This is a genomic window from Methylobacterium sp. W2 (assembly GCF_020662345.1).
Taxonomy (GTDB): Bacteria; Pseudomonadota; Alphaproteobacteria; order Rhizobiales; family Beijerinckiaceae; genus Methylobacterium.
Genome location: NZ_VMOA01000048.1, coordinates 1 through 20,895, shown reverse-complemented (window position 1 = coordinate 20,895; position 20,895 = coordinate 1). Strand labels below are relative to the sequence as shown.

General features: G+C 67.7%; 22 protein-coding genes and 1 pseudogene. 13 read left to right on the top strand and 10 right to left on the bottom strand.

Features of this window, described 5'->3' with window-relative positions; all coding sequences use genetic code 11:
- Window positions 1-44: 44 nt before the first annotated feature.
- The 5 genes from FPV16_RS21475 to FPV16_RS21455 form a co-directional block, all read right to left on the bottom strand.
- Window positions 45-527 (bottom strand): DUF29 domain-containing protein, encoded by a 483-nt coding sequence (locus FPV16_RS21475; protein WP_227440465.1) that lies wholly within the window; start codon window positions 525-527, stop codon window positions 45-47.
- A 32-nt stretch (window positions 528-559) separates the two neighbouring features.
- Window positions 560-2,287: an urease subunit alpha gene (gene ureC / locus FPV16_RS21470; RefSeq protein ID WP_227440464.1), complete on the bottom strand. Its 1,728-nt coding sequence runs from the start codon at window positions 2,285-2,287 to the stop codon at window positions 560-562.
- A gap of 19 nt (window positions 2,288-2,306) precedes the next feature.
- Entirely contained in the window at window positions 2,307-2,708 is a 402-nt protein-coding gene (locus FPV16_RS21465) for a PIN domain-containing protein (protein ID WP_227440463.1), read from the bottom strand.
- A complete protein-coding gene (locus FPV16_RS21460; RefSeq protein WP_227440462.1) occupies window positions 2,705-2,962 on the bottom strand; it encodes an AbrB/MazE/SpoVT family DNA-binding domain-containing protein in 258 nt (85 codons plus the stop codon). Before FPV16_RS21460 ends, FPV16_RS21465 begins: the two co-directional genes overlap by 4 nt.
- 69 nt (window positions 2,963-3,031) lie before the next feature.
- Window positions 3,032-3,652, bottom strand: a complete 621-nt coding sequence (locus tag FPV16_RS21455; protein WP_227440461.1) for an urease subunit gamma — start codon at window positions 3,650-3,652, stop codon at window positions 3,032-3,034.
- Between the two features lie 310 nt (window positions 3,653-3,962).
- Between FPV16_RS21455 and puuE the strand changes: the two are divergent.
- A pseudogene (gene puuE / locus FPV16_RS21450) lies at window positions 3,963-4,913 on the top strand (allantoinase PuuE); the annotation flags it as partial.
- 129 nt (window positions 4,914-5,042) lie between these two features.
- Window positions 5,043-5,687, top strand: coding sequence for an HTH-type transcriptional regulator RutR (gene rutR, locus FPV16_RS21445; protein ID WP_227440457.1), 645 nt, complete (start codon window positions 5,043-5,045; stop codon window positions 5,685-5,687).
- 61 nt (window positions 5,688-5,748) lie between these two features.
- Here the strand turns inward: rutR and FPV16_RS21440 are convergent, their stop codons facing one another.
- Window positions 5,749-6,108, bottom strand: coding sequence for a c-type cytochrome (locus tag FPV16_RS21440; RefSeq protein WP_227440456.1), 360 nt, complete (start codon window positions 6,106-6,108; stop codon window positions 5,749-5,751).
- A gap of 342 nt (window positions 6,109-6,450) precedes the next feature.
- On the opposite strand from FPV16_RS21440, the gene rutA reads away from it, so the two are divergent.
- From rutA to FPV16_RS21400, 8 genes are all read left to right on the top strand, one after another.
- Complete coding sequence (gene rutA, locus FPV16_RS21435) at window positions 6,451-7,551, top strand: pyrimidine utilization protein A (protein ID WP_227440452.1); 1,101 nt, start codon at window positions 6,451-6,453, stop codon at window positions 7,549-7,551.
- On the top strand, window positions 7,551-8,282 hold the full coding sequence (gene rutB / locus FPV16_RS21430; protein WP_227440435.1) for a pyrimidine utilization protein B: 732 nt from the start codon (window positions 7,551-7,553) through the stop codon (window positions 8,280-8,282). The genes rutA and rutB overlap by 1 nt, the downstream gene beginning before the upstream one ends.
- 205 nt (window positions 8,283-8,487) lie before the next feature.
- Window positions 8,488-8,877 carry a pyrimidine utilization protein C gene (gene rutC / locus FPV16_RS21425; RefSeq protein WP_227440434.1) on the top strand — a complete coding sequence of 130 codons (390 nt, stop codon included), beginning with the start codon at window positions 8,488-8,490 and terminating at the stop codon, window positions 8,875-8,877.
- Window positions 8,874-9,653 (top strand): pyrimidine utilization protein D, encoded by a 780-nt coding sequence (rutD, locus tag FPV16_RS21420; protein WP_227440433.1) that lies wholly within the window; start codon window positions 8,874-8,876, stop codon window positions 9,651-9,653. The genes rutC and rutD overlap by 4 nt, the downstream gene beginning before the upstream one ends.
- Before the next feature lie 119 nt (window positions 9,654-9,772).
- Window positions 9,773-10,303, top strand: coding sequence for a flavin reductase (locus FPV16_RS21415; protein ID WP_227440432.1), 531 nt, complete (start codon window positions 9,773-9,775; stop codon window positions 10,301-10,303).
- Between the two features lie 284 nt (window positions 10,304-10,587).
- Complete coding sequence (locus FPV16_RS21410; protein WP_227440430.1) at window positions 10,588-11,796, top strand: glycosyltransferase family 61 protein; 1,209 nt, start codon at window positions 10,588-10,590, stop codon at window positions 11,794-11,796.
- Window positions 11,797-11,799: 3 nt separating this feature from the next.
- Entirely contained in the window at window positions 11,800-13,002 is a 1,203-nt protein-coding gene (locus FPV16_RS21405; protein ID WP_227440428.1) for an O-antigen ligase family protein, read from the top strand.
- A gap of 156 nt (window positions 13,003-13,158) precedes the next feature.
- The gene (locus tag FPV16_RS21400; protein WP_227440426.1) at window positions 13,159-14,469 is read left to right on the top strand and encodes a solute carrier family 23 protein; all 1,311 of its coding nucleotides are present in this window, start codon (window positions 13,159-13,161) and stop codon (window positions 14,467-14,469) included.
- Window positions 14,470-14,502: 33 nt separating this feature from the next.
- Here the strand turns inward: FPV16_RS21400 and FPV16_RS21395 are convergent, their stop codons facing one another.
- The gene (locus tag FPV16_RS21395) at window positions 14,503-16,041 is read right to left on the bottom strand and encodes an ATP-binding protein (protein ID WP_227440424.1); all 1,539 of its coding nucleotides are present in this window, start codon (window positions 16,039-16,041) and stop codon (window positions 14,503-14,505) included.
- 294 nt (window positions 16,042-16,335) lie between these two features.
- Here FPV16_RS21395 and FPV16_RS21390 point away from each other — a divergent pair, with 294 nt between their 5' ends.
- The 3 genes from FPV16_RS21390 (at window position 16,336) to FPV16_RS21380 (ending at window position 18,615) form a co-directional block, all read left to right on the top strand.
- Window positions 16,336-16,542, top strand: a complete 207-nt coding sequence (locus FPV16_RS21390) for a hypothetical protein (RefSeq protein ID WP_227440422.1) — start codon at window positions 16,336-16,338, stop codon at window positions 16,540-16,542.
- Window positions 16,543-16,579: 37 nt separating this feature from the next.
- A complete protein-coding gene (locus tag FPV16_RS21385; protein ID WP_227440420.1) occupies window positions 16,580-16,855 on the top strand; it encodes a hypothetical protein in 276 nt (91 codons plus the stop codon).
- A 347-nt stretch (window positions 16,856-17,202) separates the two neighbouring features.
- Window positions 17,203-18,615 (top strand): calcium-binding protein, encoded by a 1,413-nt coding sequence (locus FPV16_RS21380; RefSeq protein WP_227440419.1) that lies wholly within the window; start codon window positions 17,203-17,205, stop codon window positions 18,613-18,615.
- A 27-nt stretch (window positions 18,616-18,642) separates the two neighbouring features.
- On the opposite strand, the gene FPV16_RS21375 is transcribed toward FPV16_RS21380, so the two are convergent.
- The 3 genes from FPV16_RS21375 to FPV16_RS21365 all read right to left on the bottom strand — a co-directional run.
- Window positions 18,643-19,635, bottom strand: a complete 993-nt coding sequence (locus FPV16_RS21375; protein ID WP_227440417.1) for a P1 family peptidase — start codon at window positions 19,633-19,635, stop codon at window positions 18,643-18,645.
- A gap of 20 nt (window positions 19,636-19,655) precedes the next feature.
- Window positions 19,656-20,561, bottom strand: a complete 906-nt coding sequence (gene rarD, locus FPV16_RS21370) for an EamA family transporter RarD (RefSeq protein ID WP_227440415.1) — start codon at window positions 20,559-20,561, stop codon at window positions 19,656-19,658.
- Between the two features lie 142 nt (window positions 20,562-20,703).
- The coding region (locus tag FPV16_RS21365; RefSeq protein ID WP_227440413.1) for a hypothetical protein at window positions 20,704-20,895 on the bottom strand (192 nt) is incomplete at its 5' end.

The following is a 20,895-nucleotide window of genomic DNA, read 5'->3' as shown; positions in this document are numbered from 1 at the left end:
CGGGATCGCTTCTTTGGGCCGCTCGGTCATACCGGTCCTCGGCATCAAAGAGCCTCCGGCTCTACCGGACCCGGATAGAAGCCATCATCCATGATCTGCTGCAGCGAGTAAGGACAGGTTTCAGGGAAGCCACGCTCGCTCAAGCCCGTCTCCGCTGCCGCCCGGACGCATGCTAGGCGATAGGCCTTGGCGAGCACCACCTCGGGCCATGCCTTGAGGCTGGGACTGACATCGAGAAGGCCATCGATCTGGAGCCGTTGCTCGACGATGGAGGCGCGCCAGCCATATTTGCGCTTCTGCGGCTGAAACTCCCACTTCAGCAGATGCTGAATCAGGATGGCGAGCCGGTTGCGGATCTCGGATTTCTGCGACCCACCCAAGCTCTCGATCTCCTCGGCGAGGTGATTCAGGTCGACATCCTGCCAGCGACCCGCGCGCAGAAGGGCCGCTTGCGCCTGTGTCCAAAGATACAGATCGGTCTCGTGGAGATCCCGCCCCATGGGCGGCCTCACAGCAGCCTTTGCCATGGCATGTCCCCTGTCAGCGTCGCCATCCTACCTCAAAACAGGAAATACCGCTGCGCCATCGGCAGCACCTCGGCCGGCTCGCAGACCAGCAACTCACCATCGGCGCGCACGTCGTAGGTCTCCGCGTCGATCTCGATGGTCGGCGTGGCGTCGTTGAGGATCATGCTCTTCTTCGAGATGCCGCCGCGTACGTTCTCCACGGCGACGAACTGCTTCTGCGCGCCGAGCCGGTCGCGAAGGCCGTCCTCGATGGCGGCCTTCGAGACGAAGGTGAGCGCGGTGGCGAAGGGCGACCGCCCGATCGCCCCGAACATCGGGCGGTAATGCACCGGCTGGGGCGTGGGGATCGAGGCGTTGGGGTCGCCCATCGGCGCCGTGGCGATCATGCCGCCCTTGATGACGAGGTCAGGCTTCACCCCGAAGAAGGCCGGCGTCCACAGCACGAGATCGGCGAGCTTGCCCGCCTCCACCGAGCCGACATGGGCCGAGACGCCATGCGCGATGGCCGGGTTGATCGTGTATTTCGCGATGTAGCGGCGGGCGCGCAGGTTGTCGTTGCCGGAGGTATCGCCCGGCAGGCTCCCGCGCTGGCGCTTCATCTTGTCCGCCGTCTGCCAGGTGCGGATGACGACCTCGCCGACCCGGCCCATGGCCTGGCTGTCCGAGGACATCATCGAGAGCGCGCCGATATCGTGCAGGATGTCCTCGGCGGCGATGGTCTCCTTGCGGATACGGCTCTCGGCGAAGGCCAGATCCTCGGGGATCGCCGGGTCGAGGTGGTGGCAGACCATGAGCATGTCGAGATGCTCGTCGATGGTGTTCTTCGTGTACGGCCGTGTCGGGTTGGTGGAGGACGGGAGCACGTTCATCAGCCCCGCCACCTTCATGATGTCGGGGGCGTGCCCACCCCCCGCCCCTTCCGTGTGGAAGGCGTGGATGGTCCGCCCCGCGAAGGCGCGGATCGTGTCCTCGACGAAACCGGATTCGTTGAGCGTATCGGAATGGATCATCACCTGAACGTCGTGCAGGTCGGCCACCGTGAGGCAGGTGTCGATGGCCTGGGGCGTGGTGCCCCAATCCTCGTGGAGCTTCAGCGCGCAGGCCCCGGCGCGGACCATCTCGACGAGGCTCTCGGGCCGCGAGGCGTTGCCCTTGCCGGCGAAGGCGAGGTTCATCGGGAAGGAATCCGCCGCCTCGATCATCCGGGCGAGGTGCCAGGGGCCAGGAGTACAGGTGGTGGCGAAGGTGCCGTGCGCCGGGCCGGTGCCGCCGCCGAGCATCGTGGTGACGCCCGAGCACAGGGCCTCCTCGATCTGCTGCGGGCAGATGTAGTGGATGTGGCTGTCGAACCCGCCGGCCGTGAGGATCTTGCCTTCGCCGGCGATGACTTCGGTGCCGGGGCCGACGATGATGTCGACGCCCGGCTGGATGTCTGGGTTGCCGGCCTTGCCGAGCTTGAAGATGCGGCCCTTCACGATGCCGACATCGCATTTCACCACGCCCCAATGATCGAGAACCACGGCATTGGTGATGACGGTGTCCACCGCGCCATCGGCATTCGTCACCTGCGACTGCCCCATCCCGTCGCGGATGACCTTGCCGCCGCCGAACTTCACCTCCTCGCCATAGGTGGTGTGGTCGCGCTCCACCTCGATGACGAGGGAGGTGTCGGCGAGACGGATGCGGTCGCCTGTGGTGGGGCCGAACATGTCGGCATAGGCCGAGCGGGGGAGGCTCGCGGGGCGTGGGGTGTTGGACATGGACGTCGGTCGCCTCCGCTCAGGCAGTCAGTCGCGAGAAACCCGGCTCCATCGCCGCGTCTCCGTCGAAGGTCATCGTCGTAGTCGCGCCGGCCTGCCGGTTGAGGTGGCAGATCAGATAGTCGGGAAAGTCGGCCTTGCCGCGCCGCCACCCCTCGATGGCGGCGATGACGGCCCGCTCGTCGGTGAAGGCGATCCGCCGTGATCGCACCAAGACATCGAGCAGATCCAAGATGTCGGGTTTTCCGAAACTCTCGCGCCGCATCAGCGTCCAGACGAGTTCGACGAGCAACACCGGGTTGACCAGGGCGGGCTCGGTCACCCGGCTGTCGTGCATCAGGAACGCCGTCGCGATCGGCGATTGCGTAACATCGTCTTCGAGGATGTGACGGAGCAGAACGTTGGTGTCGATGCCGATCATCGCGGCGATTTCGTCCGCTCGTCTTCGGCGACGAGGTAATCCCCGATCGGATCGCCATCCGCATCCCGCGTGGCGCCGGCCGCGCGTGCCCGCCGGGCGATGACCTGTAGGGACGACAGGTCGTCGATGTCCTTCGCCAGGGTCGCGCGTCCATCCTCTCCGACGAGAAGAGACAGGCGATCGCCGGGGACCGCACCGATCGCCCGTCGGAACTCCGCCGGCAGGGTCACTTGTCCCTTAGATGTCATGGTCATCGCGAACCGCCGCATCCTGACCTCCTTACAATCCTCGAAACGCCTTTCCTGCATATCATAAGTAAGGAGCTACAGCGTCCCCATCACGTCGCCGCGGAACCCGTAGACCGTCCGCGCGCCGAGCAGCGGCACCAGGGAGACCTCCCGCGTGGCGCCCGGCTCGAACCGCACCGCCGTGCCGGGCGCGATGTCGAGGCGCTGGCCCCTCGCCTTCTCGCGCTCGAAGGTCAGGCCCGGATTCACCTCGTAGAAATGGTAGTGCGAGCCGACCTGGATCGGCCGGTCGCCCACATTGGCCACGGTGAGCAGGGTGCGCGGAGCGCCGTCGTTGAACACGATCTCGCCCGGAAGCGTCGTCACCGTGCCGGGCACGTCCAACGAGGGTGCGCCGCGAATCGGATGGTGGACGGTGACGAGCTTGGTGCCGTCGGGAAAGGTCGCCTCCACCTGGATGTCGTGGATCATCTCGGCGATGCCCTCCATCACTTGGTCGGCGGTGAGGACATGGGCGCCCGCCTGCATCAGTTCGGAGACCGAGCGGCCGTCCCGCGCGCCCTCCACCACGGCGTCGGTGATGAGGGCGATCGCTTCGGGATAGTTCAGCTTGACGCCGCGGGCGAGCCGGTTGCGGGCGACCTGGGCGGCCATGGCGACGAGGAGCTTGTCCTTTTCGCGCGGGGTCAGGAGCACGGGAAACCTCGGGTGTTGGTCGCAGGCGGCGGGACGCAGGCAAGGACCATGCGCGGGCCGGAGCGCATCGATACATCGAGAGTGTCGAGGTGCAAGCGGCGGCACCGTCATATCCTGGAAGACGCTCTCGATGAGACCCGTGGACTCGCCTCCCCCCGCGGCCGGACGTAGCGACCTCCTGTTGGAAAAGCTCTATCAGCCAAGCAGCACCATCCTCCGATTCAGCACCGCTGCCCCCCATGTCTCCAGGCTTGATTGTCTCCAGGCGGGATTGCCCGGGGCTTGCGCAAAGGGTGGGCTCCGGGTTCGAATGCGGCGAGCGGCTCTTCGCGCTCCAGACCATTCCCGAACCTTATCGGCAGGCCCCGTGACCTATCCCCGCGACCTCGTCGGCTACGGCCGCAACCCGCCCCATCCGCGCTGGCCGAACGGCGCGCGGATCGCGGTGCAGATCGTGCTCAACTACGAGGAGGGCGGCGAGAACTGCATCCTGCATGGGGATCCGGCCTCGGAGGCGTTCCTGTCGGAGATCGTCGGCGCCCAGGCGTGGCCGGGCCAGCGGCACATGAACATGGAATCGATGTTCGAATACGGCGCGCGCGCCGGGTTCTGGCGGATCTGGCGGCTGTTCCAGGCGCGGAACATCCCCGTCACCGTGTTCGGCGTCGCCACGGCGCTGGCCCGCCACCCCGACATCGCCGCGGCCATGAAGGAGGCCGATTGGGAGATCGCCTGCCACGGCCTGAAATGGATCGACTACCGCGATTTCACCCGCGAGGAGGAGAAGGCGCATATGGACGAAGCGATCCGCATCCACACGGAGATTACCGGCGAGCCGCCGCTGGGCTGGTACACCGGCCGCTCCTCGGTCCACACCCTCGATCTCGGGGTGGAGGCTGGCTTCACCTGGCTCGCCGATTCCTACGCCGACGACCTGCCCTACTGGATCGAGGAGCCGAGCGGACGGGGCCTCGTGGTGCCCTACACGCTGGACGCCAACGACATGCGCTGCGTCGCCCTGCAGGGGTTCAACACCGGCGACCACTTCTTCACCTACCTGCGCGACACGTTCGATGCCCTCTACGCGGAGGGCGAGACGGCGCCGAAGATGATGTCGGTGGGGCTGCATTGCCGCCTCGTCGGACGGCCGGGCCGGATCGGGGCGCTGGCCCGCTTCCTCGACCATATCGCCGCCCATGAGGACGTCTGGGTGGCACGACGGATCGACATCGCCCGGCACTGGATCGACCATCACCCGCCGAGGACATAGAACCCGACATCGACGAGGAGGGCTCAGTTGATCCCGACCGATGATCCTCCTCGGCGCGTTCGGCGGACGCCCGACGCCGCGCGGTCGTCCAGGATCAGGTAGCGGGAGGGAAAGATCGACGTGAGAACGAGCCTCGCAGACAAGCCCCCCGCCCGCCGCCGCCGCAAGGACGGCGAGGCGCGGCGCGAGGCGATCCTCGATGCGGGGCTGGAGATCTTCTCGGGGCTCGGCCTGCACGGGGCGAGCCTGGACCGGCTCGCCGAGCGGGCCGGGCTGTCGAAGGCCAACCTGCTCTATTACTTCCCCTCGAAGGAGGAGCTGTATCTGGCGGTGCTCCGCCGCGTCCTCGACGTCTGGCTCGACCCGCTGCAGGAACTCGACGCCGACAGCGATCCGGCCGAGGCGATCCAGGCCTATATCCGCGCCAAGCTCACCCTGTCGCGGGACGCGCCCCAGGCCTCGCGGCTGTTCTGCCTGGAGATCGTCCAGGGCGCACCGCTCCTGCGGGCCGAGCTCGAAGGCCCCTTGCGCGGGCTGGTGGAGAGCAAGGCGGCGATCCTGCGCGGCTGGATCGACCAGGGCCGCATCGGGGCCCACGACCCGCACCACCTGATCTTCTCGATCTGGGCGATCACCCAGCACTACGCCGATTTCGCGGTCCAGGTGGATGCGGTCACCGGTCGGAGCCTCGACGAATCCGACTTCTTCGAGAGCACCGTGGCGAGCACGCAGGCCCTGATCCTCACAGGATTGGGCCTGCGATAGGCACTGGGAAACGAGCCCCACCGGCGGGAATCCCGCCCGTCGGCCAGGCCCGGGAAAAGACCTACTTCTTCGAGGCGAGATACGCGATCACGTCATCGATCTTCTTGTCGTCGGGATAACCGGCGAACACCATCTTCGTCCCCGGCACCTTGGCCTTCGGGTTCTTCAGCCACTCGTGCAAGTTCGCCTCGTCCCAGGTGATGCCCGACGCCTTGAGCGGGGCCGAGTAGGAATACCCGTCGAGGGAGGCCGCCTTGCGCCCGACGACCCCCGTCAGGTCCGGGCCGACGCCGTTCTTGCCGAAGGCATGGCAGGCCTTGCAGGGCGCGAAGGCTTTCTCGCCAGCGGCGGCATCGCCTTCGGCATGGGCCGTCATCGGAAGCAGCATCGCGACGAGAGCACCGAGCATCGGGTACCGCATGGGGTTTCCTCTCCGTGGTTGTTTTGAATACCTCCAGATTACTTACCGCGTCGTCCCCGAAGGCAATGTCCGAGAGTGAGACCTCACGAGAACGTGTCACGGCGCGGGGAAGACCCGAGCGGGTTCGCGTATCCGCCGCGCGTTTCAGCAGAAGCCGCCTCCCGGCCGGGCAGATCGAAGAGAGTTTGAGCAAACGGCCGAAAAGGTCGATTTCGAGTTTGACCATATGGTCCAAACAGCTACCGTTCACCATCGGACGGGACGAGCAGGACACTCTCCGTTCGCAACCTTGACCGGGATTGGATCCCATCGTCCAATCTCCGCCAGAATAGCGAGGCGGTCATGAATGTCGGCGTCTTCATTCCCATCGGCAATAACGGCTGGCTCCTGTCGGAGAACGCGCCGCAATACAGGCCGAGCTTCGAGCTCAACAAGCAGGTGGTGCTGAAGGCCGAGGGCTACGGGTTCGATTTCGCCCTGTCGATGATCAAGCTGCGGGGCTTCGGCGGCAAGACCGAGTTCTGGGACCACAACCTCGAATCCTTCACGCTGATGGCGGGCCTCGCCGCCGTGACGAGCCGGATCAAGCTCTTCGCCACCGCCGCCACCCTGTGCATGCCCCCCGCCATCACCGCGCGGATGGCCTCCACCATCGATTCCATCTCCGGCGGCCGCTTCGGCCTCAACCTCGTCACCGGATGGCAGCGGCCGGAATACTCGCAGATGGGCCTGTGGCCCGGCGACGAGTACTTTTCGCGGCGCTACGAGTACCTCTCCGAATACGCCCAGGTGCTGCGCGACCTGTGGGAGACGGGCTCCTGCGACCTCAAGGGCGAGTTCTTCCAGATGGACGATTGCCGGCTCTCGCCCCGGCCGCAGGCGGACATGAAGATCATCTGCGCCGGCCAGTCGGCCGCCGGCATGGAATTCACGGCCAAATACGCCGATTACAATTTCTGCTTCGGCAAGGGCGTGAACACGCCCACCGCCTTCGCCCCCACGGTGGAGCGGCTGGAACTCGCCAAGGCCGCGACGGGCCGGGACGTCTCGTCCTACGTGCTGTTCATGATCATCGCCGCCGAGACCGACGAGGAGGCCCGCGCCACTTGGGAGCATTACAAGGCGGGGGCCGATGCCGAGGCCATCGCCTGGCTCGGAGTCCAGGGGGCGGCCGACACCAAATCCGGCTCGGACACCAACGTGCGCCAGATGGCCGACCCGACCTCGGCGGTGAACATCAACATGGGCACCCTGGTCGGCTCCTACGCGGAGGTGGCGCGGATGCTCGACGAGGTCGCCACGGTGCCGGGCACCGAAGGCGTGCTCTTGGTGTTCGACGATTTCCTCAAGGGGCTCGACGCCTACGGCACCCGCATCCAGCCGCTGATGCGATCGCGGGCGCATGTCACGGCCGATGCCGTGCCGATGGCGAAGGTGGCGTGATGGTCGCCGGCTATCACGACCCGGCCGGCCGCCATGGCGGCATCACCCTCCCCGCCCGGCCCGAGCCCATCGCCTTCGACGCGAAGGCCACCGCCCTCATCGTCGTCGACATGCAGAACGCCTACGCCACCAGGGGCGGCTATCTCGATCTCGCCGGGTTCGACGTCTCGGCGACCGGGCCGGTGATCGAGAAGATCGCGACGGCCGTCGCCGCCGCGCGAAAACACGGACTCAAGGTCATCTGGTTCCAGAACGGCTGGGACCCGGACTATGTCGAGGCCGGCGGGCCGGGCTCGCCGAACTGGCACAAGTCGAACGCCCTCAAGACCATGCGCAGCCGCCCCGACATGAACGAGCGGCTGCTCGCCAAGGGATCCTGGGACTACGCCCTGGTGGATGCGCTGAAGCCCGAGCCCGGTGACATCGTGCTTCCAAAACCGCGCTACAGCGGCTTCTACAACACCCAGCTCGACAGCCTGCTGCGCTCGGCCGGCATCCGCACCCTGGTCTTCACCGGCATCGCCACCAATGTCTGCGTGGAATCGACCCTGCGCGACGGATTCTTCCTCGAATATTTCGGCATCGTCCTCGCCGACGCGACGCATCAGGCGGGGCCGGACAGCCTCCAGGCGGGAGCGCTCGCCAATATCGAGACCTTCTTCGGCTGGGTCTCGGACGTGGCGAGTTTCGAGGCGGCGCTGGCCGAGCGGGACGCCGTGGTGGCGGAGTGACATCCTCCCTCCGCCCTCGACCTCATCCTGAAGTGCCCGCGTCAGCGTGCCTCGAAGGAGGCCTCCAGGCCCCTGGAAGCGAGCTGAAAGCCGCTTTCGAGGCCTCCGCTACGCTGCGGCACCTCAGGATGAGGTCACGGGCGGGCAAGACGACACAGACGACGAAGACGGCCATTTCGACGATCGAACGGGAGTACTGCGAACCATGCCCAAGACCGTGATCATTCCCCCCGGCACCGGCAAGCCGCTCGCCCCCTACGTGCCGGGCACCCTCGCCGACGGCGTGCTCTACGTCTCCGGCACCCTGCCGCTGGATGCCGACGCCAACGTCGTCCATGTGGGCGATGCGGGTGCGCAGACGAGACACGTGCTGGAGACGATCAAGGGCGTCGTCACGGCGGCCGGCGGCACCATGGACGACGTCACCTTCAACCACATCTTTCTGAAGGACTGGGCCGATTACGCCGCGATCAACGCGGTCTATGCCACCTACTTCCCCGGCGAGAAGCCGGCGCGCTACTGCATCCAGTGCGGCCTGGTGAAGCCCGACGCCCTCGTCGAGATCGCCTCCATCGCGCATCTGGGCAAGCCGTGAGCGCAGCCATCCACCACGAGGTCCACGGGGCCGGAGCGCGCACCGTCCTGCTCTCGCCCGGTCTCGGCGGCTCCTGCGGCTATTTCGCGCCGCAGATCCCGGCTCTGGCCGAGCGCTTCCGAGTGGTCGGCTACGACCATCGCGGCACCGGGCGTTCGCCCGATGCCCTGGATGAGGGCCACGACATCGCGGCGATGGCCCGCGACGCGCTTCGCGTGCTGGATGAGCTCGGCATCGCCACCGCCGACATCGTCGGCCATGCGCTGGGCGGCCTGATCGGTCTCGAGCTCGCGCGCACCCATCCCGACCGGGTCGGACGCCTCGTGGTCGTCAACGGCTGGGACAGGGCCGATCCGGCGACGAAGCGCTGCTTTGCCGCCCGCAAGGCGCTGCTGACCCATGCCGGACCGGACGCCTACGTGGCGGCGCAGGCCATCTTCCTCTACCCCGCCCCCTGGCTGTCCCTCAACGCCGGGCGGGTGGTGGCGGACGAGGCCCATGCCCTGGCGCATTTCCCCGGGCCTGAGAACACGTTCCGGCGGATTGCGGCGCTCGAAGCCTTCGATCTCAGCGATCGTCTCGCCGACATCCCGCACGAAACCCTGGTGATGGCGGCGGAAGACGACGTGCTGGTGCCCTATCTGTGTTCGGAACGGCTCGCGGCAGGCCTGCCCAACGCCAGGCTGGATCTGGCCAAGAGCGGCGGCCACGCCCATAGCGTGACGCAGGCGGAGGCGTTCAACCGCGCCCTCCTCGCCTTTCTCGACCGACCCTGAGCAGGTTCGCATTGGCAAGCCAACGCGTCACCTCGCTCAGGCCTTTGAAGTGTCGCAGGTTTTAAGGCGCAAAACCGGTGACCACTTTCGCTAAACCTGTTTCGAGGAAAGCCCCGGCCATGACCGAGACGACGATGCCCACGGTCGAAGCCGGCGCCTTCCGCGAGGCGATGTCGCATCTGGCCAGCTCGGTCCATCTCGTCACCAGCGACGGGCCGGGGGGACGGGCAGGCTTCACCGCCTCCTCCGTCTGCAGCGTCAGCGATGCACCGCCAACCCTCCTCGTCTGCATCAACCGCACCTCCTCGGCCTACGCGGCGGTGAGCGCCAACGCAGTCCTGTGCGTGAACACCCTGTCGGGCGAGCAGGCCGGCATCGCCGGGGCGTTCGGAGGCCGTACCCCCATGGACGAGCGCTTCGCGGCCGCGGCTTGGGGTGAACTCGCCACCGGGGCGCCGGTGCTGGAGGGGGCGCTCGCCGCCTTCGATTGCCGCATCGTCGCACGCCATGCCGTCGGCAGCCACGATGTGCTGTTCTGCGAGGTGGTGGATCTCTCGGAACCGGGTAGCGGACAGGGCCTCGTCTATGCCGGCCGGCGCTACCACACCTTGCCGGTATCATCCGCGTCCTTCCTGGTCGGGAGCTCATAGGCGGACGTTCCTGGCCGGGAGGATATTGATTTATCGACCGGGGTTGCTTACCGCATAGCCATTAAGCGGCGGCGGACTTGTCGTGCTCCACGGTATCGAATCGGATGACCGGACGATGCCTGGTGCGCCGAGCTTTCCAATTGCATCGTGCATTCGAAATACATGTTCAGCCCCTGGGGTCGATGCATCGGTGCGGGGCGAGACCGTAGACTCGGTGGTGTCGTTCCAGCGTTCTTCACCAATGGTGCCGTAGGGTCGAGCGTGCGATTTCGTGGGGAACCTGCTTGGCCCGGCACCATACGTTCCTCGAACGCCTGTTCGACCTGAAGCCCTATGCGTCGGCCTTCAGCACTGCCCTACTGGGCTGGCATCCCGCCCTGCGGCGGAGCACGGGTTACTTCCCGGATTTTGCCTGGCCGGCCGACCGCGCGCGGGTGATCAGCGACGAGACCCGGAGGCATCGCCTCTGCGCGCCCGGCTACGACGCGGCACGGGCCATCGTCCTGCGCCACAACGCCGATGTGATGAACGGGCTGGAGACGGCCTGCACGGGGGACACCACCCGTACGATGATCGCCGAGATCGGCGACGTCCTGATTCCCGGCCATACCGTGATCCCCGCCGATTACGACACGGGCCGCCAGATCTCCCTCGGCCAGCGGGGCCAGGCACGCTGGGCCTTCTGCCACCCCGCGCCGATCGGTCTCAGGAAGATCGTCCTGACGGAGCGCTGCCTCGCGATCCCACCCGTCTTCCATTTCGGCCATCTCCTCACCGACGTGCTGATGCCGATCTGCGAGGCGGTGCGCGTCGGCGCCATCGACAAGCGGGAGGAGACGGTGTTCGTCTCCGCCTCGCACCCGCCCCTGGTGACCGCCTTCCTCGATGGGCTGAAGGCGCTCGGCTATCCGATCCGGCAGCTCGTACTCAAGGCGACGGACCACGTGGTCGCGGAGCGCTATGTCTATGCCCGGAGCCATTGCCCCAATATCGAACGGATCTTCGGCGTTCCCCAGGCACTGGATACGGCACGGGCCATCTTCCGCGCGGCCTACCAGGGGCATCCGGTCACGCCGCCGGCCTCGAAGCTCTATCTCCGACGCCGCAACCAGCGCCTGCGCGTCGTGGAGGGCGAGGACGCGCTGGTCGAGCGGCTGGAACGCGCGGGCTTCCGCATCTTCGAGCCGGGATGGGGCAACCATGCCGAGCAGATGGCGGCGATATCGGGGGCCGACGTCGTGGCCGCCGTGCATGGCGCCGCCCTGGCCAACACGATCTTCTGCAAACCCGGCGCCACCGTCGTCGAGCTGATGGCCTCGACCTCCCGCAAGAGCACCGTGCTTCACTGGGCGAGCGAGGGCGGGGCCGGTTACGTGCCGATCCTGGGCGGCCCGGAGGGCACCCGGCAATCCTTCGCGATCGATCCCGCGGCAACGGCGGAGGCCATCCTCCGCGCCGTGGAGCCCGCACCGAGACTCCATGCCGGGGCCTGACGCATGACGATCCCGGCCACCTCGGCACGCGGCCTCGCGGGGCGGAACGCCCTCTGCGTGGCCGGCTACCTCCTGCTGCTGGTCTCCACCTATTTCATCGCCAAGAACCTCTCGGCCAAGCTGATGATCGCGGGGCTCGCCGCCATCGCCGTGAGCGATCCGACGCTTCTGCGCGAACGCCTGCCGCGCGCCCTGGAATGGGGGCTCGCCGCGCTCGCGGGTTTTGCCGCTTGGACGGTGCTCGGCCTTTTCGTCAACCGCGTCCCCCTGGGACCGGCGAGCGATGCGGTGGCGAATTTCGCGCTCCTGGCCGTCGCCCTTCTGGCGGGACGGCGCCTGATCGCCTGCTGCGGCCTCCGTTTCATCCTGGGCGCGCTCTTTACCGTGGCCAGCCTCAGCGCCCTCCTGACGCTCGTCCTGCATTTCGGCGGGGGCCTCTCCTTTGCGGACAGGCTCGTGCCGCTGGGCCGACCATCCAATTCCATCCCGGGAGCCGGGGGCCTCTGCATCGCCCTGATCGGTTTCGTCGCCCTTCTCGGCGACCGGTCACGTCCTGCCACACCCGCGACGATCGCCCTCGTCGCCCTGGCCTCACTGCCGATCGTCGTGGCCGTGGCCATGACCCAGAGCCGCGGCCCCATCCTCGCGACGGTCGTCGCCCTGGCGGCGACGCGGCTGCCGGGGCGTCCGGGTCGTTGGCGCCTCGCCGGCTGGCGCCTCTTCGCGGTGGCCCTCCTGGCCTGGAGCCTCACCACGGCGCTGATCGTGATCGAGCCCTGGCTGAGAGCGATGCTCTGCGTCGACCAGTCGAATTTCTGCCGCCCCTCCAGCCGCCAGCAGATCTGGACCTGGGTGTTCGAGCATATCTCGCAGCGGCCCCTGCTCGGTTTCACGCCCGTCTTCCGCTTTGCCGATTCGCTCTTCAACCACGCCCATAACGGCCTGTTCGGCACGGCGATGTATTTCGGCGTTCCGGCCTTGGTGGCCGCTCTGGCGATGGCCTTCGTCTATTGCCGTCACCTCGCGACCGTCGACGGAGGGCGCTCGACGTTCTGCGCCGCCGCGCTGATCTTCAGCTTCGGCTATATGGGATCGGACCTTCCCAACCCGTTCTCGTTCGTGAACATGCATTTCTTCTTCCTCTGGCTGCCCATCGCCTTCGCCTTGGCGGAGCGGTCGGAGGAGGCCGCGACCGGGTCGAGCTAAGCAGGTCTTTTATCGCAGAACCGGGGGGCACTTCTGCGAAACCCGCTCAGGACATCGTCCCGAAGCCTCGCGCCGCTCCATGGGATGCGGCTGCCACGCTCCTTGCATCACGCGATCTGCATCACGCGACCCCACCCGTCCGGAGACGACGCGATCATGGCAGCCGAACCCTATTTCCCCGTCTGGCGCGCCAGGGATGCGACGTCCGAGGCCACGGACGTCATGCCCGACGAGCGGCTGCCGGCGGGCCAGACCGTGCTCCTCGGCTTCCAGCACGTGGTGGCGATGTTCGGTGCCACCGCCCTGATGCCGATCCTGATGGGGTTCGACCCCAATCTGGCGATTTTCTTCTCCGGCATCGGCACGCTGATCTTCTTCCTCGCCACGGGAGGCCGGGTGCCGAGTTATCTCGGCTCGTCGGCGGCCTTCGTCGGGGTGGTGATCGCGGCCACGGGCTATGCCGGGGCGGGGCCGAACCCCAACATCGCCGTGGCGCTCGGCGGCATCGTCGCGGCAGGCCTGCTCTACGGCCTCGTCGGCGCCGTCATCGGCCTCGTCGGCTATGCCTGGGTGGAGCGGGTGATGCCCCCGGTGGTGACCGGCGCGGTGGTGGCCGCCATCGGCCTCAACCTCGCGCCGATCGCGACGCGGATCATCTCGGCCTCCGCCTTCGACACCTGGTTCGGCCTTCTGACGGTGGTCATCGTCAGCGTCATCACCATCTACGCGCCCGGCCTCGCCCGGCGCCTGCCGATCCTGATCGGCGCGGCCCTCGCCTACCTGCTCTATCTCCTCCTCGCCAACGGGTTCGGTCTCGCCAAGCCCATCGATTTCTCCGCCGTCATGGCCGCCCCCTGGATCGGCGTGCCGGGCTTCGTGGCGCCTGTCTTCGACCCCAAGGCGATCGCTCTCATCGCCCCGGTCTTCGTGGTGCTGATCGCCGAGAATCTCGGCCATATCAAAGCCATCGGCGCGATGACGAGCCGCAACCTCGACCCCTACATCGCCCGCGCCTTCCTCGGGGACGGCCTCGCCACCATGCTGTCGGGCGGGCTCGGCGGCACGGGGGTGACGACCTATGCGGAGAATATGGGGGTCATGGCCATGACCCAGATCTACTCGACCCTGGTCTTCGTGGTGGCCGGCTTCACCGCGATCCTGTTCGGCCTGTGCCCGAAATTCGGGGCGCTGATCCTGACCCTGCCGGTGCCGGTGATCGGCGGCCTGTCGGTGGTGGTGTTCGGGCTGATCGCGGCCACCGCCGGGCGGATCTGGGTGGAGAACCGGGTGGACTTCGCCAATGCCCGCAACCTCCTCACCGTGGGCGTCGCCGTGGTGCTGGGAGCGGGCGACCTCACCCTGAAGTTCGGCTCCTTCGCCTTCGGCGGCATCGGCACCGCCACCTTCGGCGCCATCCTGATTTATCACCTCCTCGGCATGACGAGGATCGGACGCGCGCGGGTGTGACGACGGCGCGCCCCTTCACAGGAGGGGCGCGGCCTATTCGGCCGCGAACAGGCCCGGCATCTCCGGCTCGACGCTTCCCGGCAGGATCGCCTTGGGGTCGCCCGGCCCGGTCTCGCAGCCGAGGACGGGCAGGGCGATGACGCGGTTGCCGCGAAAATCCGTGCGGCAGACGATGGTGCCCCGCGTCTCCACATAGGCGAGGAGCCGCCGGGCCCGACCTGGCGAGCGGCTGCCGATGGCCCGCGCCAGGGCCTCGTCGCCGGGGCAGGGCTCTCCGGCCAGGGCCGCGCGGGCGAGCAGCAGGAACAGGCCCTGGACCTCGTCGGGCAGGTTGGCGGCGGCGGCCTGCGCCTCGTCCCAGCGCCCGTCGCCATCGGCCGGGGAGGCCTGCCCGTCGAACCCGGCCCGCGCCACGCCGAGGCGGCGGCGGAAGGCGGCGAGGGTGAGGGATTCGCCGTCGAGCCCGCGCATGCGGCAGCGGACGAGAAAGTCCTGGTAGATCACGGCCACGGGCTGACGCCCGGCATCGGGATCGGCGGCGATGCCGCGCAGCACTTCGTCGAGTCCGGCGCGCAGATCCTCCTCGCTCAGGGGGGCGGGGGCCTCGACGGGCTCGGGCCGGTAGGCGCTGAGTTCGCGCAGGAGGTCGGCCGGGCTCGCGCGCGGCGTCGGCGGGGTGCGCGGTGCCGGGGCCCAGGAGGCCGGGCCATCCTCGGCCGAGCGGGTGAGAATGAGGGCGCGCAGATCCGCGTCGGCGGGGGCGGGAAGCGGCACGAGCTTGGGCGAGCCCGAGCGCGCCGAGGTGGAGACCGGACCGATGCGCAGGGCCAGCGGCCGGCGGCTCAACGCGGGGCCGAGGGCCACGAACTCGCCGCGGGAGAGATCGCGGAACCGCTCGGCGCCGCGGCGGTCGAGGCCGAGGAGATCGGCGGCGCGCGCCATGTCGATGTCGAGGAAGGTGCGGCCCATGAGGAAATTGGTGGCCTCGGCCGCCACGTTCTTGGCGAGCTTGGCGAGGCGCTGGGTGGCGATGATGCCGGCGAGCCCGCGCTTGCGGCCACGGCACATCAGGTTGGTCATGGCCCCGAGGGAGGCCTTGCGCGCCTCGTCGGAGACGTCGCCGGCGGCGGCGGGCGCGAAGATCTGCGCCTCGTCGACGACCACGAGGACCGGGTGCCAATGGCTGCGCTCGGCCTCGAACAGGCCGCCGAGGAAGGCGGCAGCGGCGCGCATCTGCGCCTCCATGTCGAGGCTCTCCAGGGTGAGGACCACGGAGACCCGATGGGCGCGCACCCGCGCCGCGATGGCCTGCAGATCGCCCTCGCCATGGGCGCCGTCCACGACCACATGGCCGTAGGCTTCGGCCAGGGTGACGAAATCGCCCTCGGGATCGATAATTACCTGCTGGACCGAGCCCGCGCTCTGCTCGAGCAGGCGGCGCAGGAGATGCGACTTGCCGGAGCCGGAATTGCCCTGGACCAGGAGCCGGGTAGCCAGCAGCTCCTCGAGATCGAGCCGGGCGGGCTCTTCGCCCGGGCCCATGCTCAGACCCATCTCGATCCCCACCGTCATTCCCGCTCCGCTGTCCCGCATCGCGCCCGCGACGAGACCGATCTTAGCACGGATGGACTCGAGGGTGCGGAGCGTGAGGCGATACGTCCACAGGCACGAGCCGGACAATCATGGGCAGGAAGACCTAGGGTATACTTCCTAAGCTAATAAGCTCAGGATAATTGTCTTATTACAGGGCATACCCCTGGCTTCGGGATGTGTCCAGAACCGCTTCGTCGAACATGACCATGGGGCATTGCATTTTCCTGCAAGCCGCCCTTGCCGCCCTGCCCCGCGCATCTAGATTCCGGTCTCATGAACCCAGTTCTCATCGTTGCCCTGGTCTGCGCCTCGACGGTCCAGGCCCCCGACTGCTCCCGCGAGACGGCCCTCGACGTCATCACGGGGCCTGCCCACACGCTTCAGGAATGCATGATGCAGGGGCCGATCCTGGCGGCCAATGCCGGCCACGGCAACAATACGGACACCTACGTGAAGACCCGCTGCGAGCCGCGGCGCTGATCCGTCCGGGAGCGAATCCCCCAGGAACGAATCCTCCATGAGCGACGACGTCAGCCCGGACCGAGCAGTGATGATCCGCCTGCGCGCCCGCCTCGCCGTGGTGGAGCGCGCGGCTTGGTTCGGCTTTGCCGAGGCCATGCGCCGGCAGCCGGAGGAGACGGAAGCCTATATCGCGGCCGAACGGGCCAAATGCGCCGCCGGGTTCGCCGGCCCGACATGGGCACGCGACCTCAGCGATGCCGAGCGAGCCCTCCTCGGGGCCGAGGTGGATGCGGGGCTGGCTCAGTTGGTCGAGGACGCCAAAGGGGAGTGAGCCTCCCGGGTTCCCCTCCCCACGCGGGTCGGGACGGCGGCGGATGCCGCGGCCCCCGCGCGTCTCCGGGCGCTGCTCATCGCAACCAGACTAGGTCGTCGGCCGATCTGCGACAAAACCGCAACATCTCGCCGATTTTGGGAGTGTTGCGGAATGGAATCTCGACTTCCCCCTGAAAAATCAGGATTGGTCCCCTGATCGACTGGGGAATCTCCATGGCCACCGTTCAGGTTGAAGACAACTACTTCGATATTGAAGCAATCCATGGTGCATGGTCCGCGGGTTTTCTCAGAAAGACGTCCTCCACCAAATATACGCTCTCGCGCAACGATGGTACCTCCTATGGAATGGAACTGGTCGGATCCGGCTTCCAATACACGAAAAGCGGAGACATCAAGGCCGGGACGATCAAGTCGATTAGTTTGATCCACGTCGACGGATCGACGCAATGGACGATGTCGGGACTTTCGCTCAGCGCGAATGCCTTTCGCATTGCACTGACCGATTCGAGTTTCGATGATAAGGGGCCGCTCCTCAAGCTGTTCGCCCCCATCGCACTGACCGTCTACGGTGCGTCTTTGGACGATAGGTTCTTCGGCGGCCAGAAGGCCGATACCTTTCTCGGCGGATTCGGCTCGGATACATTCGTGGGTGGCTCCGGCAAGGATGCGATCGACGGAGGGATCGGGGATTACGACGTCGTGGACTACGGTCGCGAGTCCGGCGGCAGGGCCATCAAGGTCGATCTCGAGAAGGGCACGGCGACCGATACCTACGGATTCGTGGATTCGATCAAGAACGTCGAGTTGATCATCGGTACGGACAAGGCCGATTCCTTCATGGGATCGAAGACGGCGTCCTACGAAGCGTTCAGCGGCGGTGCCGGCGCGGACATCATCAACGGCGGCGGCGGAACCCACAACACGGTCCGGTACGACATCGCGAAGTCGACGGGCGTGATCGTCGAACTGGCGGGCAATCCGGATGGGAGCGGCTTTGGACGCTTCCTCTCCCCGTCTGAGGACGACAGGCTGATCGGCATTCAAGACGTCGTGGGAACGACAAGCGACGATACGATCATCGGCTCCGATGACGACAACATCCTCTCCGGCCTCGCGGGCGCCGATCATCTCGACGGCGGACGAGGGATCGATACGGTGGATTACTCTCTCGAAACCGGATGGGGCAACGGCATCAGGGTGAACCTGGAGCAATCGTCCGGCTACGACTTGATGGGAAAAAAGGATGATCTGATTTCCATCGAAAACGTCACCGGATCGGAGTTGATAGATTTCATCACGGGCTCCCAGGTCAAGAATACGCTCCTCGGGCTCGACGGCAACGATACGCTTCGAGGTCTTGCGGGAAACGACCGCCTGTCGGGTGGCGATGGAGCCGACATTCTCTTCGGCGGTCTCGGCAAGGACATCCTGACGGGCGGTCTCGGCCACGACACCTTCGTCTTCGATAGCACGCCGAATGCCGTGTCGAACGTCGACCGGATCGTCGACTTTTCCGTGTCCGACGACAGGATCAGGCTCGATCACCCTGTCTTTGCCGCCCTCGCGGAGGGCCCTCTCACCTCCGACGCCTTCGTCATCGGCGCCAAGGCCACCGATGGCGGTGATCGGATCCTCTACAATTCCAAGACCGGCGCCGTGTCGTACGATGCCGACGGCAACGGTGGTGCGAGTGCGGTGCAGTTCGCCACGCTCAACGCGAACCTCAAGCTGACGGCGGACGATTTCTACATCCTGTAGGAGCACCAGGGGACACCTCCGGAGGCCTCACCCGCCCCACAGGTCGCGCCAGGCGGGCGGCATCGCCAAGCCCGGCAGGCCGGTCGCCGCGTGGACCCCGATGGCCACCGCGCGGGCGAGGGTGTCGGCCGCCGCCGCGCCGAGGCGGGCGAGGTCGGTGACGGGATCGGTGAGGGGAACCCGCCCGTTGGAGATTGCGAAGACCACGTCGCCGTCGAGCGGCGTGTGGACGGGGTGGATCGCCCGCGACAGGCCGTCCTGCGCCATCACCGCGAGGCGGCGGCACTGAGCTTTGGTGAGGATCGCGTCGGTGGCGACGACGGCAAGCGTCGTGCTGGTGCCGGGCGGGGCCTCGCGCGGCCAGGTGAAGGCGTCCGCCGGCATCGGATCGGGGAAGCCGAGGCCGCCGAACTCCCCCTCCCGCTCGAACGGCGCCGCCCAGAACCGGCGCCCCTCCCCCACCGTGACCCGGCCGAAGGCGTTGACAGCCACGAGCGCGCCGACCCGCGCGGGCGTGCCGCTCACCGAGGAGGAGGCCGAGCCGAGGCCGCCCTTGAGGTTGGCCGTGCGCGCGCCGTAGCCTGCCCCCACGGTGCCGAGGGGGAAATCCTGCGCCGCCGCGGCGGCGGCCTCGTAGCCGAGGTCGCGATAGGGCGAGAAGCGGCCCCAGTTCTTGTCGCCGCCGTTGAGGAGATCGAACAGGATCGCGCCGGGGACGATGGGGACGCGGATGTCGGCGATGGGAAACCCCCTCCCCGTCTCGGCGAGCCAAGCGACGACGCCGGCTCCCGCGTCGAGACCGAAGGTCGAGCCACCGGACAGGACCAGGGCGTCGATGCGCTCCACCGTGCGCTCGGGATCGAGGAGGTCGGTCTCCCGGGTCCCCGGCCCGCCGCCGCGCACGTCGACACCCGCCACCACGGCTGTGTCGAACAGGATCGCGGTGGTGCCGCTCGCCACGCGCGCATCCTGGGCGTGGCCCACGGTGATACCGGCGATATCGGTGATCAGGTTGCGCATCCCGGCCCTCCGAACCTCGCTCAGAACGATCGCATGCCGGGGCGGTCGGGGCCAGTGGCGGCGGGCTGCGGCGGCCCCTTCGCGTTGCGCGCCGCGCGGAAGGAATCGGCGGCATAGAGCGCCAGCGCCAGCCAGATCAGCACGAACAGGACCAGTCGATGCGGCTCCAGACGCTCGCCATAGACGAGGACGCTGAGGCCCAACAGGCAGGAGGGGGCGAGGTATTGCATCAGCCCGAGGGTGGAGAGGGTGAGGCGCTGGGCGGCGGCGGCGAACCAGATCAGCGGCAGAGCGGTGGTGGCGCCGGTGAGGAGCAGGAGGCCGAGGCGGACGGGATCGCCGCTCACCACGGAGGGGGCGGCGAGGCCGAGATAGAGTCCGGCGGCGGGCAGGAGCAGGAAGGTCTCGGCGGCAAAGCCCACCATGGCGTCGACGCCCACCACCTTGCGCACCAGCCCGTAGAGCGAAAAACTCGCGGCGAGAGTCAGGGACAGCCAGGGCAGGTGCCCGGCCAGGACCACCGCCAGGATCACGCCGGCGGCGGCGAGCCCCACCGCCACGGCCTGGACCGGCCGCAGCCGCTCGCCGAGGACGAGGGCGCCGAGCGCCACGCTCATCAGCGGATTGATGAAATAGCCCAGACTCGCATCCAGCATGTGCCCGGACTGGACCGCCACGAGGTAGAGCAGCCAGTTGACGGCGATGAGCCCGGCCGAGGCGACCAGGAGCGCATGGCGCCGTCTCAGGGGAAACGGGTTGCGCACCCGCCGGCGCAGGACCGCCAGCAGGCCGACCACGAGCACGCTCGACCAGACGATGCGGTGGGCCAGAATGCTGCCGGCCGGCACCGAATCGAGCAGCCGGAAATGCACCGGCACGACGATGCCCCAGCTCAGGTAGGCTCCGAGCGCGTAGATCAGCCCCACGACGTTCCTCCCGTCCCGCCTCGGGGATGGGACGGGGTTTACACCAAGATCCGAAGCGGGGCTCGGGCGCGAGATGGGGGGAAGCAATGCGTCGAGGGGCGGCGCAATTCGCTCCAGCCGTCAGGGGAAGGGTGGGTCTCGATCACCGCCGCGGCGGGGTGATCGGGTCGCCGCGCAGGAGCGCGTTCAGGCGCTCGGTGTCGAACCCGTCCGTGGCCTTCGGCTTGGCCGGCGCGGGCTTGAGGGAGGCCGTCTTCGTCACCGCCGGCTTGGCGGCGGAGGATGGGGAAGGCTTCGATCCGGTGGGCCTGGCTCCCGTCGGGCGGGGTGCGGC